Origin of the sequence: Shewanella sp. NKUCC06_TVS (assembly GCF_019345515.1) — a bacterium.
Lineage (GTDB): Bacteria > Pseudomonadota > Gammaproteobacteria > Enterobacterales > Shewanellaceae > Shewanella > Shewanella oncorhynchi.
The window spans coordinates 1-14,146 of sequence record NZ_JAHKQX010000014.1 but is presented as its reverse complement, the minus strand read 5'-3'; the positions used below and the strand labels follow the sequence as shown (position 1 = coordinate 14,146).

Here is a 14,146-nt window from a genome sequence, read left to right as displayed (position 1 = left end):
CTAGTGCTAAAAATAGTGCAAATTATACGGTCAAATACAGTGTAAGCTATTGAATACACAGGCTGCACATTTCGCATTTGCATGTAAATGCACATAAATTATTAGGGTAATTAAAACGTGGAAAATCACATAATTTATGTTTAAAATCAGTTGGTTATGATTAAGTGATTCACTGTCATGGGGTGTCAGGGGTCGGAGGTTCGAATCCTCTCATACCGACCAAATTCCTCTTTTTATAAGAGTTAAAAAGCCTGCAAACTTAATTGTTTGCAGGCTTTTTTATTTTATGCGATTTTAAAGTTCTTTTTAAGCATGCCAAAAGACTGAGGTATATGTATGGTAAAGTGTCTCCAGTTTGAATCATGAAAAAACATAACAAATATGGGCAGGCTGCGCGTAGCTGCGACTTTATCACAGTGTTGAATCACCCCGAGGTTTGATTGATAGGGGGGGTAATGTATAAGTTGTATTGTTAAATAGAAATTTTCTGAAAGCTTTGGGTAGTGCTTTGAAGATTCAGGAGTGGCATTTATTGGGAGAAAAAAATTAGTTAGACACACTTTTTGTTCCCATCTTATGGTTGAATAAACTGCATTAAAAAACCAAAATACCACGCCAACAAAGACGCCCAAGTATAACCCCAAACTGCCATCAATAAAGCAGCGGAAGCCAGCCTTGGGTGAAAAGCACTGGCGATAACTGGTGCAGAAGCAGCACCACCAATATTGCACTGACTCGCGATCGCGAAGTACATGATAGGTAATCGGAAAAAAACAGTAAAAATAAATAAGATAATAATGTGTATAGAGAACCAAATAAGAGCGATACAAACGTAATAGGGCGCGGCGCTCAATGCGCTAATATCAAAGTTCAACCCCATCAACATTATCATGATATAGATTAAAAAAAGAGCTATCTGCTGAGTTTCCTTGACTAACACATGTCTTGCATTTGTTAATGAAAATAATAATCCTAAAAAAGTTGTAATTAATACTGACCAAAAAAATTCAGAAGTAAGATTGTATTTAAATAAGTGTGGGAAACTATTAACGATTCTTGTTGCAAGGAAGGATGATAATCTTTCACTAAAGAGAATTACAATGAAAAAAGTCAAGCTCAATATCAGAATCCAATAATAGCCTGTTTGTTTTCCTATCACTTTACGTTTGATGTCAGTGCAAAATATCGGTCTATAGCTTTTATCAGCTTTCAGGAAATCATCGATTTTATCTTGGCGTTCTGCAATGAAAAGTAATATAACCATCCATATACCGGAAAAAAGAATATTAATAGCCATCATTACCGCAAATACGGCATCACCGACACTGTGGATTTCTTTTACAGCCAATTGATTGGCGGTTCCGCCAAGCCAGTTTGCCATTAGTGTTGACATGCCTTTCCAAGCAGCATTATCTCCCTGCCAGACGAGTTCATTCGGAAAAAATATAGAGCCTAACCATAGGCTTAATGGACCACCAATACAGATGCTCACAGCACCTAGTACGTACATACCGAGAAGTTTTTTTCCCACTAAACTGAGAGCAAAGAAATCGGTACCTAAAATCAGCAAAAATAAACAACCGGGCATTAAGTGTGTTTTTGCCATTTCGCTAAGTTGACTATTACTTGCATCAATAATATTTAGCGAGCTAAAGATGGCAGGTAAGGCGTAGCACATTAACATCAGTGGAAAAATACGATAAATTTGCTTAAAAAGTGTAATAGAGGATGTGTGTGTATAAAATAAACTACATAGTAAAAAGACTAAAAAAAATCCTATTCCAAGATCTGATGATATCAATTTAATTCACCTAGTAAGAATAGCTGGTATACATTGTTATATTTTACAGTAGCTTACTAAAGGCTAGGAAACTCATGCTTAATGCAGATAATTCTTCTCCTTCACGCTGAATTGACCAATAAGTTCGTTTATAATCCCATCCATCCACAGGTAATAAAATAAGGTCTTTTCTTGCTAATTCAGCGTCAATCGCTAATAGGGGTAATACACTCAAACCTATACCTGTTCCAATTGCCCTTTTAATAGAGCCAATGGTTGACATGCAGATTTCATCACGAACGTGGATATTTAAGCTTTTTAATAACTGAATTGCACGAATTCGAGAGAACGATGATTCATGGTCGAATATCCACAATTGTTCACTAAGCCAAGATTTTGTATTTAAACCATTTGCAGCAGGATGAGTTACACCACTCACAATGCAAAGATTATCTTGTAACCAATGCTCACAAATGAGATTTTTACTCGCGGGTTTAGCATCAATAAAGCCTAAGTCTAGTTCTTTTTCTGAAACCATTTTTTCAATAACTAAACTATTATCAATGACTAGTTTTATTTTTACATCGGGATATTGGTTCTTAAATAATGGAATTTTTCTAGATAATACATAGTTACCAGCAGTCTTACTGCTCCCAATGGTTAACGTCCCCTTAATGCCATGTTCAGGGAATGAAAATATATTTTCTAACTCTTTTCCCTTGGATAGCATTTCATTAGCATAAGGTAATATTATTTCTCCATGCGCATTTACAACCAAACCTCCCGCTACTCGCTCAAATAATCTACAGCCTAAAGACCCTTCTAATTCTTTAAGTGCCATACTTACAGCTGGCGTTGACATATGAAGCACTTTTGCCGCTTTTGAGATCTGCCTCTCAGAATGTATGGCTTTAAAGATCATCAATTGTCTTAATGTTATCCGCATCTTGTGCTCCGCGAGGGAAAAATCAGTTATACTAGCAGTATAATAGTTTAAAATGATAAATAATTAACATGATAAATATCTGATTTTTATAAAGCGGCTATTTAGCCGCTTTATCTATAGAGGTTAAAATAGATATCTTGTAGATACAAAAATGAGAGTGTCATCAAACTCAGTATGTCCTTTGGCATCAGTATAATCACCATCAAAATAGGAAATACCTACCCCAAAAGTCAAATCCTTTTGAGCCTTAAAATCAACGCCTACAGAATATTGACTTGCATCACTCTCTTTTAGTGTTTTTAGATCTGCTCCGGCATTTTTTGTCACTTTACCCAGCCCAGCATCATCTTTTAAATATTGAAATTTTATATCATATTTATTAATAGGAACAACCATACTTAACAGGTAGGAGTTACCTTTAATATTATCATAAATACTTGACTCAGAGCGCTGGTACATAGCCCCCAATTTTACGGATGAAATAGCAACACCACCCACCAGTCTTGTTGCCTCTAACTGGTTCAATCCATCAGCATAGGCTATTGAAATATAGTGACTATTCTTTTTAAGGGCTGCATCGCCTAGGGAAAAACTAATTGCATAATTGTTTTGTTTATCAGAAAGTTCTGGATTTTTTTGATTAAAATCCTCATCAAAAACATAACTAATACCCATAGTAACACCTGCGACCTTAGCGCTATTTAATGTTACCGAATCGCCTAATCTATCGTTACCTGCAATGATCATATTCATATCGCTTGAGGTAATATTAAATAAATCCACTTTACCTTCAGCACTTTTAAAAACGGTATCATTTCTTCCGAAAACAGCTGAACCATAGTTAGTTTTAAAACCTAAGTAAGAGTTCCTCGGTTTGAAAATATTAGAATCATCGTTATCAAAGCTTTCTATCCCTGCTTCAAATTTATATAACAAGCTAAAATTATCATATACACTATACTCACCTTTAACGCCTAAATATGATGCATAATTTTCAAGGGAAAATCCATCAACTTTTTCGTTACCAGAAAGACCATTACTTGAGTTGGCCACACCAAGCCACAGTCTTCCATAAAAATCTAGTGGCTCAGATAAAGCTGGAGTTGAACAAATTAAAATAAAACTAAAACCAATATATTTAGTGTTTTTCATCGACATCACCTTTTTAGAATGTAAAAGCAATGCCATATTAGAGATTTAAGCAAACACATCTCCGCTTTAGATCACATCTAATCAACAAAAATATCGAGTTAAGCATAACTTAAAGTGTGTTAAGTTATATTTAACAATTTCAATTTATTGCTCAATGTCACTATTTAAAAAAATTAAGAAACTATCATCACGCCAAATCTTACCAAAATAAAAACTGGAGAATTGCATGAAGATAAAATACTTGAGTATTATTGTCTGTTCGATTTTAACGGCGTCATCATGGGCTGCTGATAATAAAAATGATTTAGCATCATTCCATAAAGATGTTAATGGTTGTAAAACCTGCCATACAGCACCCAATAAAGTGAGCGATAGCGAGACATTTGAAAATAAACAATGTAAATCCTGTCATGGTGATTATGGAAAACTAGCAAATCCCAAACTAGAAATTGACCCACATTCTTCACACTTAGGTGATATTAATTGTACGTCTTGTCATAAAGGACATGAACAACCAAAATTATATTGTAATGAATGTCATTCATTTAAAGGGCTCGACATGCCTTTTAATAAAGCAAAATCCAAAGAACCGTGGGACAAAGGTTGGGATAATGAAGCAATAAATAAAGCGATAGCTGCAGGTCCTAAAGAAACAACGGATGTGATTGTTGTTGGAGCCGGTAGTGCTGGGTTTAATGCTGCGATTGCAGCTAAAAAGGCTGGGGCTAACGTTATATTGCTTGATAAAGCACCATTTAGTGGTGGTAACTCTATGCTCGCCGCAGGCGGGTATAATGCTGTGGGTACAGTTCAGCAAAAAGATCATAAAGTCGATGATAAAATCGAATGGTATGTCGAAGATACAATGAAAGGCGGTCGATATGCTAACGACCCTAAATTGGTACAAATATTAGCGGAGCAATCGGCTGATGGCATTAAATGGTTAGAATCTTTGGGCGCCAATATGGATGATTTAAAACGCTCTGGCGGCGCTAGAGTCGATAGAACACATCGTCCATCTGGTGGTTTAAGTGTTGGTCCACATATTATTGATGTACTAAGAAAAGCATCGGATAAAGAAGGGGTTGATACAAGACTCAACTCAAAAGTAGTTAAACTGGTTGTTGATGATGAACAAAAAATTGTGGGTGTTGTCATCCACGGTAAACACTCTGGTCACTATATGGTTGCAGCTAAGTCGGTTGTTTTAGCCACAGGTGGTTATGGGTTTAACAAAGAAATGATTGCTTTTTATCGCCCTACATTTAAAGGCATGACAAGTTCAAATAATATTACTTCAACTGGGGATGGTATTGAACTTGCTAAAGCAGTCGGTGCAAGTATGACTGATATTGATTGGATCCAGACACATCCAACAGTAGGAAAAGATAGCCGTATATTAATTTCAGAAACGGTTCGAGGTGTCGGGGCCATAATGGTTAATAAAGAAGGCAATCGCTTTATCAATGAATTAACGACTCGAGATAAAGCCTCTGATGCCATTCTAAAACAACCTGAACAATATGCTTGGCTAGTATTTGATAATGAATTATATAAAAAAGCTAAAATGGTTCAGGGGTATGATCATTTAGAAATGCTTGAAAAGGCCAATACTGTTGCAGAGCTTGCAAAAATAACAGGAATGACTCCAAGTGTTTTAGACAAAACTATCACAAACTACAACCATTATTTCAAACAGGGTAAAGATGAGGCATTTAACCGTGAGCAGATGCCACTATCAATAGAAAAATCTCCTTATTATGCCGTAAAAGTTGCTCCTGGCATCCATCATACTATGGGGGGAGTTGCCATTGACACTAAAGCTGAAGTACTCGATATACAAAGCCAACCGCTCAAAGGTTTATTTGCGGCGGGAGAGGTGACTGGTGGTGTTCATGGGTATAATCGACTGGGTGGTAACGCTGTCGCTGATACTGTGATTTTCGGTAAAATCGCAGGGACAAATGCTGCCAAACATGCTCTAAATACAAAGTAACGCTAAATCAGTGAGAGACTCGTTATTGTCTCTCACAACATCTCAAGTTTTATTCATCGTAAATATTAGCAATAAAATTATTGCTTGAGTTAAAGTACTCCCCTGCTATTTTTTGAGAGGCTAATGTAGCCTCTCTTTTTTATTTTTCGGCAGAATTAGATATCAGGATTTTGCTAACTCTTCGATCGTCTTCATCTTCTTTATATCGCGCGGTATATGGGTTAAAAGTACTCATTTTTCCATAAAGCTAATCATGCCCTGTGGGCGAGTTCGGCATTACATTACTATTTGATTGGAGTGTTCACAGACTTGATTAAGTGCCTCATAAGCTGAAACTATTGTTATTACTGAACCTATATTTCCAGCTTTTTAAATGATGACAGATATATTGACTAACGCTAGTGCTCTGTTGGCTCGTGTCACGAAACTCCTACAGAGCATTAGCGAGGCGTCAGCTCATTTCCTGAGACTATTTGGCAGTATTATGCCGCGCAAGCCAGGCACTCAAGCGCTCTTGTGTGCCGATGACAAAGACAAAAAACGCCGGTACGAAGAATATTGCCAGCAAAGTGCCACTGAGCATGCCACCGAATACGCCAGTACCGATAGCATGCTGAGTTTCTGCGCTGGCGCCGCTCGCAAGCATTAAGGGCACCACTCCGAGAGTAAATGCCAATGAGGTCATCAGAATTGGCCGTAGACGCAGGCGTGCTGCGGTCACTGCAGCATCTATCAGCGTATGGCCCTCGGCGTGCAGTTGGCGGGCGAACTCGATGATGAGGATAGCATTTTTTGCCGATAGACCGATGATGGTGATCATTCCCACCTTGAAGAACACATCGTTAGGCATATCACGCAACATTACTGCTGCTACCGCGCCCAACAGACCTAGCGGTACGACCAACATCACCGACAGTGGGATAGACCAGCTTTCGTACAACGCAGCGAGTACCAGAAATACTACCAGAGCGGACAGCAACATCAGTAATGGTGCCTGCGCCGCCGATTGGCGCTCTTGCAATGATGCCCCCGTCCACGCTACCGCGAACCCTTGTGGCAACTGCGCCACTAAGCGTTCCATCTCGGTCATTGCTGCGCCGCTGGAAACGCCTGCTGCAGCCCCCCCGGAAATACGCATAGCAGGGAAGCCCTGAAAGCGCATCATTTGCTGCGGCGACTCTTTCCATTCAGCCGTCACTACTTCCCGTAGAGGCACCATGCCCCCGCTAGCATTGCGCACGCGCAGGCCGAGCATGTCATCCAATTGCATTCGCGCCGAGGCATCAGCCTGCAGTATGACTTGCTGCATACGGCCGGCATTAGGGAAATCGTTAACGTACAGTGAGCCCATGGCAGCCGACAGAGTATTGCTTATAGTGGCAAAGGACAGACCCATAGCCTCGGCTTTTGACCGATTGATATTCAGGCTAATGCTCTCACCGGGCGGTAGGCCGTCTGGGTAGACATCGCTGACCACCTCGCTCTGCGCAGCCAGTGCCAGTAATTGTGCCTGTGCAGCTTGCAATGCAGCCTCGCCACGGTTAGCTCTATCCTGCAGGAACAGAGTGAAACCCGAGGAGGTGCCCAGCTCGTCAATGGCTGGCGGCATCATGGTCATCACTGTGCCTTCGACGTTATCAGCCATAGCTTGTTGCGCCTGTGCCGCTTCTTCGGCAGCTGTGGCGCCATTTCGTTGATCCCAGTCCTTGAGCATAGTGAAAGCCATGGCGGCATTGGGGCCGGAGCCTGCAAAGCTAAAGCCCTGGACTACCATGTTGGCATCCAGCGCAGGGCGTGAGGCGACGTGTGTCTCATAGGCTTTGACCACATCCAGCGTGCGCTCGCTGGTAGCGCCTGTGGGTAATTGGATGGAGGTCATGAAATAGCCTTGATCCTCTTCTGGCAGGAAGGATGACGGCAATTGCCCTGCAGCGATGACTAGCACCATGCAGAGTACGGCGAATGCCGCCATCATACGTCCACTGCGTCCAACCAATCGTGCTACGCGTTCACTGTAGCCTGCGGTGAGTTGTTCAAATCCACGGTTGAAGGCGCCGAAGAAACCGCCTTTTTGATGGTGATCAGCACTAACTGGGCGCAGTAGCGTGGCGCATAGTGCTGGCGTTAGGGTCAGTGCGAGGAAGGCCGAAAACAGAATAGACACCGCCATCGACAAAGTGAATTGTTGATAGATCACTCCCACTGAGCCGCTACCGAAGGCCATGGGGATGAATACGGCGGTCAGCACTAGCGTGATACCGATCACCGCGCCGGTAATTTCCTTCATCGCCTGTGAGGTTGCCTCTCGCGGCGACAGTCCTTGGGTAGCCATCAGTCGCTCAACGTTTTCCACCACCACAATAGCATCGTCAACAATAATGCCAATGGCCAGCACCATGCCGAACATGGTCAGCGAGTTGATTGAGAAGCCTGCCAGTAACATCACCGCGAAGGTACCGAGTAGCGCTATGGGCGCGACGATAGCTGGTATAAGTGTGTAGCGCAGGTTCTGCAGGAACAGGAACATCACCATAAATACCAGCGCCATAGCTTCAAACAGGGTATAGATTACTTTTTCGATAGACACTTTGACGAAGGGAGCTGTATCGAATGGCACTGAGTAGTTCATGCCAGCTGGCATCATCGGCGCCAGTTCGGCTAGGCGTTCACGTACCGCAGAAGCTGTGCGTACAGCGTTGGCTCCTGGCGAGAGCTGGATAGCAGCACTGGTCGCCGCCACACCATTCTCACGGTTAGAAAAACCATAGGACTGAGCGCCAAGCTCGACCCGAGCAACATCTGCGAGCACCAATTTTGCACCATCGGCACCGGCACGTAGGACGATAGCAGCGAACTCCTCGGGCGTGCTGAGTTGTCCTTGCACTGTTAGGGGGACCGTCAGTCGTTGTCCCTGTAAGACAGGTTCATCACCGAGTCGCCCTGGGGCTATTTGTGCGTTTTGCTGCTCAATAGCGATAGCAAGGTCGTTCATTGTCAGGCCATAGGCGGTGAGTTTATTTGGGTCTACCCAGACGCGCATGGCTTGCTCGGCACCGAATAATTGCACGCGACCAACACCGTCGATTCGGCGCAACTCCTCGACAATATTGCGCGCCAAATAGTCGTTTAGCGCGATTTCGTCGAATTGGCCGTTAGGTGAGGTCATACCAATCATCATCAAAAAGCTTGAAGCGGCCGATTCAACCTGCAGACCGCTCTGCCGTACAACTTGAGGTAGGCGTGGTTCGACAGCCTTAATGCGGTTTTGCACGTCCACTTGGGCCATTTCAGCATTCGTGCCCGGTTTAAAGGTAGCTGTGATCTGTGCACTGCCCGAGCTGTCAACTGATGATTCGAAGTAGAGTAAGTTCTTCACTCCTGACAATTCGCGCTCGACTAGACTTACCACTGAGTCATTAAGTGTCTGTGGCGTGGCTCCTGGATAAGCGGCATAAATGCTCACCGACACGGGTGCCACTGATGGGTAGCGGGAGATGGGTAACTGTGGAATGGCGATGACGCCAATCAGTACGATAAATAAGGCTATCACCCAAGCAAATACTGGGCGGTTGATGAAAAACTGCGGCATGGCGACTTCTCCAAATTTAGCGTACGACAGCGCTAAGTTGCTGATTAGCAATAGTAGGTTGCCAAGGGCGCGCGACGACCTGCGCAGTTGGGCTTAGGCGTTCGATGCCTTCAACAACTATCTGCTGACCAGCGCTTAGGCCGGATACTACGTGATAGTGACCTGCCACCAATTCATCGACCTTAACGGCCACAGGTTGCACTTTAGCTTGCCCATCAAGCACCCACACTTGGGGTTGGCCAGCTTTGCGAGTCACAGCCTGCTGAGGCACGTTCAGAGCCGTAGGATAGTAAGTTTGTGGAATGCGAGCTTTTACGTAAAGACCGGGTAACAGACGATGCTGCGGGTTATCTACCAGTACGCGCAGCAGTACATCGCCAGTACCTGCATCTACTTGAATGCCGGAAAATAAGATATGCCCCTGCATGCCAAGAGGCGTACCACTACTGCTAAGGATCTCAACAGCCAACTCCGGGGCTCCAGAGTTGCCCTGCTGACGCATCGCCTCCAACATTGATGCTGGCAAACGTACATCAACGTACACTTGGTCTATTTGTTGGATCCTCGCCATGGGTGTGGTATCGGTCGGTGAGACCAATGCACCTTCACTCACTAATGCTTCATCTATACGTCCGGAGATTGGTGCCTCTACGTTGGCAAACTGTAGATCTAACTGACGCCGTGCCAGCGTCGCTTTGGTTTGGGCTACATCTGCGGCAGCCTGATCACGCTGGGAAATCGCATCGTCATGCATTTGTTGGCTGACGGCCTTGGTTTGTATCAAAGAGGCCAAGCGATCGGCTTCTTGACGAGCCCGAACCCATACCGCTTCGGCACGTTGTAACGCTGCCGCAGCAATATCGACATCGGCTTTAAATGGCGCTGGATTTATTTGGAACAGCACAGTGCCAGATGTTATCTCGGCGCCTTGTTCGAAGAGACGACCTTGCACTATGCCGCTAATTTGCGCGCGGATCTCAGCGCTGCGAACCGCAGAGACACGACCGGGCAGATCTTTAGTCACCAATAGTGCTTCATTTTCTAATGTCATCACTGACACTTGAACCGGAGCAATTGTCTCTTCATCCTGTACCGCTGAATCACAACCTACCAATCCCAACACGGCAATTCCTACAACTAACACAAAGCTTAAGTGCCGCTGTTTGATGTACATAATCTACTCTCCTCAATGTACAGCGATCTCACTAATGGCGTTTTATCAAACGCTAGAGAACTAATGCTGAATTATGACGAGTCAGTATTGCGAATTATTCGAGACATTGTGGAGAATGTATGGAGGGGATGATAAAGTTCAGCAATTTTAACGTTGGGGCAATCCATGGCTAATCTCAATGCGTCCGTAAGTTCTATGACTTCGGCACTGGTGTTAATTGCAGAGGATGAAGCAGAGATTGCCGATATCCTTATCGCTTATTTGCAGCGTAGTGGGCTGCGAACTCAACACGCTATCGATGGTATCCAAGCGCTAGCTATGCACCAAATATTTAAGCCCGATCTATTACTGCTCGATGTACAGATGCCGAATCTCGATGGCTGGAATGTACTGAATGAAATTCGCTCCCGTGGTGACACGCCGGTGATCATGCTCACTGCGCTTGATCAGGATATCGATAAATTAATGGGGTTACGCCTTGGTGCTGACGACTACGTGGTTAAACCATTCAATCCCGCCGAGGTGGTGGCTAGGGTGCAGGCGGTACTGCGACGCGCCCGCACTAACACGCCTATAAATACCCAAATGTTGCGCGTCGGCCAGTTCCAAATCGACTTAGACAGCCACGAGGCTAGCGTAATCTGTAACGGTCAGCAGCAGGCTCTGGATCTGACCTTGACCGAGTTCAAACTGCTCGCTTGCTTGATGCGTACACCGAAACGTGCTTTTAGCCGTGAGGAGCTGTTAATTAATTGCTTGCCTGAGGGCGATACTCAGGAACGCACTGTAGACAGCCATATCAGTAAGCTACGTAAAAAGCTTGAAGCCCTCGATATTCAAGGCGTGCCGCTCAGTATCTGGGGGGTTGGCTATCGCTTTGGTGGTGAAGTATGAGGCAAACACCGGGTTTGCGCAGGCAAATTATCCAGTCCCTAGCGGTAATGACGTTAGGCATCATTTTCCTGTCAGTGTTTGGCTCCTATGTATTCTATGCCATTGCAGTGGCCTACCTGCCAGGCAGTATATCCGAAACCTGGATGCCTTCTCAGATGGAGATGCTATGGATAGTTTGCACTATCATAGCCGCGTTGGGGATGGCGCTATTTGTTGCCATTCGCCTGTCACGGCGCATTCTTACACCACTGAACTCTGTGGCATATAGCCTACGCGAAGTCGCCCAAGGCAAGCTCAACGCGCGTGCGCGAATGGACCAACATGCGATGGGGGAGACGGCGCAACTGGTGAGTGACTTTAATGCTATGGCCGAGCGCCTAGAGTATATGACTCGCGAACGGGAGTTTTGGAACGCAGCAATCGCTCACGAACTCCGTACCCCAGTCACTATTCTGCGTGGTCGGTTGCAGGGCTTAGCGGAAGGTGTTTTTAGCCCCAGCAGTGAGTTGTTCGAGGGACTGTTACGGCAGGTTGAAGGCCTCAATCACCTGATCGAAGATTTACGAGTGCTGAGCCTCAATGACAGTGGACATCTAGAGTTACAGCGGGATGAGGTCTGTTTAGCCGAGGAACTTAGTGCGGTGATTGAGACTTTCGCGGCGGTGTTAGACGCTAAGGGACTCATACTGAAGCAGGAACTTGATACAAGACTTAAAGTTTACTGTGATGCTATACGAATACGGCAGGCGCTGATGGCGCTGCTGGAAAATGCACGCCAGCATGCTGATCCTGGCACTTTGACTGTACGATTTTACCGCTCGGGGGCAAGCTGTTATCTCAGCGTCGAAGATGAAGGCCCTGGTATCCCTGATGAGGCAGCAAGCTACGTATTCGAAGCATTTCGCCGAGTAGATCCGTCTCGCTCTCGAAAAAGTGGTGGCAGTGGACTCGGTCTCGCAGTGGTTAAAACAATTGCTGAAGCTCACGGCGGCCACGTGGCCTGCCAGCCATCGGGTCGTGGAGGAACAATATTCGTCCTTTCTTGGCCTGTTAAGGCAAGTTAAGGCTCCCCTTAACTATGTCCTGATACTGGAATTATCTATATGAACGGTGACGTGCTGAGTGATTCCTGCACGTATGGCCACCGCGTCAGAGCACATTGCTGAATCGGGAAAATGCAGGGATTGTAGGTATTCCCTAGCTCCCATTGGTTGTTATCCGATATTGATTACAACTAATGGGATGTTATTTTGTTTGAATACGCTCAATTTGTTGTACTTGTAGCCTTGATATCGCATTTTCGTGTAATTGTACATAAATTGTTGAGGTAATTTAAACGTGCAAAATTACATTATTTATGTTTAAATTTAGCAGGTTATGATTAAGCGGTTCACTGTTATAGAGTATCAGGGAGTGGAGGTTCGAATCTTCTCATACCGATCAAATTAGATACTTTTTGTTAGTTTGTTTTAATCATTAAAATAACCAGCAGTTAAGTAAAACAAAACCCCGTGTTAGCATTGCTATACGGGTTTTGTTTTTTATACCTTTTCGCTGCCGATATGATTAACGCTGCTTGCGACTAAGGTTCAAGTTCGAGTGATTAGGCTGGCTTTGGCACAGCAAAAGGCAAAAGGCAAAAATTTCCAAGGCGAAATCGTCAATTTCACAAATTATATGCATCTGCCATTTAGCATTTAAGACATTATTGAGTAGGACATTTACCTATGCGCGCGTTTGTTTTACGAGCAAGATCAGCACCTACTGACAGTCAGTTGTTTTTGGCTTCTGTCGGCCAAGAGGCGCATACCGAGATTTTAGCTCATACCCTGATGAACACTATCTTTGTGGCTCAGTCCCATCGAAACGATGTTGTCGTTTATTTGGTGCTAGAAAGTACCCATGATTTTTCCCGCACTATTTGCTTCGATACTCGAAATATTTGCCATATTGGTGGTTTTCACGAGCAAGCTTTGCTCACTAAAATTGCCAAAGCCTTAGATATTTCTCGGGGCATGACGAAGGAGCAAACCCGTGTTGTTGACGAGGGCATCAGTGTTAGCACTATCAGTTTTGAAAAGCTGGTACAGGACCTCGCGGTGGATTATCAATTGTTTATGATGGATAAGAAGGGCACTTCAATCCGTGAGCAAGAATTTGTGGGTAATCCGTGCTTTTTGCTGACCGATCATATTCCTATGCCGAAGAAAAGTTTTAATACCTTGAAACGACTCGGCGCGCAAAAGATTAGCTTAGGGCCAAAGATGCTGTTTGCTTCCCAGTGCGTGGTATTGATCCATAATGAATTGGATATCAATCAATAGCCTCTGAGTCTTATGTATCCGTTGCTAACGCTGACTATTCCTGTGTGGCAACCTGTGTCGAACCCCATTTTTTAATCTGTCTCTTGATCACATCTTTTGCTCAAGAGACAAGGCTAGCTGGTAACCTTCAAGGATGGTTTGCAGTTTAAACCATCCTTGCCATAACCTTTCCCAGCCCATAATTCCGCTTCGTTTGCTGTCATTCCAGCCCGCGAGTTTTCCTAATCTTAGATAAGCCCAATGCACACTGGGGACTTGTTCGGGCGGTTGGCTTTTTTCCGTCTTTAGCCA

General features: G+C 44.3%; 9 protein-coding genes and 1 pseudogene. 4 read left to right on the top strand and 6 right to left on the bottom strand.

What is annotated here, in order from left to right:
- Nucleotides 1-574 precede the first annotated feature (574 nt).
- The 3 genes from KO531_RS15435 to KO531_RS15425 form a co-directional block, all read right to left on the bottom strand.
- Nucleotides 575-1,801, bottom strand: a complete 1,227-nt coding sequence (locus tag KO531_RS15435) for a DUF819 family protein (protein ID WP_219251613.1) — start codon at nucleotides 1,799-1,801, stop codon at nucleotides 575-577.
- 43 nt (nucleotides 1,802-1,844) lie between these two features.
- Nucleotides 1,845-2,726, bottom strand: coding sequence for a LysR family transcriptional regulator (locus KO531_RS15430; protein ID WP_105252710.1), 882 nt, complete (start codon nucleotides 2,724-2,726; stop codon nucleotides 1,845-1,847).
- A 123-nt stretch (nucleotides 2,727-2,849) separates the two neighbouring features.
- Entirely contained in the window at nucleotides 2,850-3,878 is a 1,029-nt protein-coding gene (locus KO531_RS15425; protein ID WP_219251612.1) for a porin, read from the bottom strand.
- A gap of 226 nt (nucleotides 3,879-4,104) precedes the next feature.
- Between KO531_RS15425 and KO531_RS15420 the strand changes: the two genes are divergently transcribed.
- Nucleotides 4,105-5,874: a flavocytochrome c gene (locus KO531_RS15420; RefSeq protein ID WP_173496814.1), complete on the top strand. Its 1,770-nt coding sequence runs from the start codon at nucleotides 4,105-4,107 to the stop codon at nucleotides 5,872-5,874.
- A gap of 469 nt (nucleotides 5,875-6,343) precedes the next feature.
- Here the strand turns inward: KO531_RS15420 and KO531_RS15415 are convergent, their stop codons facing one another.
- Together KO531_RS15415 and KO531_RS15410 are read right to left on the bottom strand one after the other, a co-directional pair.
- Complete coding sequence (locus tag KO531_RS15415; RefSeq protein ID WP_219251611.1) at nucleotides 6,344-9,463, bottom strand: multidrug efflux RND transporter permease subunit; 3,120 nt, start codon at nucleotides 9,461-9,463, stop codon at nucleotides 6,344-6,346.
- A gap of 16 nt (nucleotides 9,464-9,479) precedes the next feature.
- Entirely contained in the window at nucleotides 9,480-10,637 is a 1,158-nt protein-coding gene (locus tag KO531_RS15410; protein ID WP_219251610.1) for an efflux RND transporter periplasmic adaptor subunit, read from the bottom strand.
- Between the two features lie 165 nt (nucleotides 10,638-10,802).
- Between KO531_RS15410 and KO531_RS15405 the strand changes: the two genes are divergently transcribed.
- The 3 genes from KO531_RS15405 to trmY all read left to right on the top strand — a co-directional run bounded on the left by KO531_RS15405 (nucleotide 10,803) and on the right by trmY (nucleotide 13,855).
- The gene (locus KO531_RS15405; RefSeq protein WP_219251609.1) at nucleotides 10,803-11,531 is read left to right on the top strand and encodes a response regulator; all 729 of its coding nucleotides are present in this window, start codon (nucleotides 10,803-10,805) and stop codon (nucleotides 11,529-11,531) included.
- The gene (locus KO531_RS15400) at nucleotides 11,528-12,595 is read left to right on the top strand and encodes an ATP-binding protein (protein ID WP_219251608.1); all 1,068 of its coding nucleotides are present in this window, start codon (nucleotides 11,528-11,530) and stop codon (nucleotides 12,593-12,595) included. Before KO531_RS15405 ends, KO531_RS15400 begins: the two co-directional genes overlap by 4 nt.
- A gap of 663 nt (nucleotides 12,596-13,258) precedes the next feature.
- Nucleotides 13,259-13,855, top strand: a complete 597-nt coding sequence (gene trmY / locus KO531_RS15395; protein ID WP_028759682.1) for a tRNA (pseudouridine(54)-N(1))-methyltransferase TrmY — start codon at nucleotides 13,259-13,261, stop codon at nucleotides 13,853-13,855.
- Nucleotides 13,856-13,942: 87 nt separating this feature from the next.
- On the opposite strand, the pseudogene KO531_RS15390 reads toward trmY, so the two are convergent.
- Nucleotides 13,943-14,146: pseudogene (locus tag KO531_RS15390) on the bottom strand (IS4 family transposase); the annotation flags it as partial.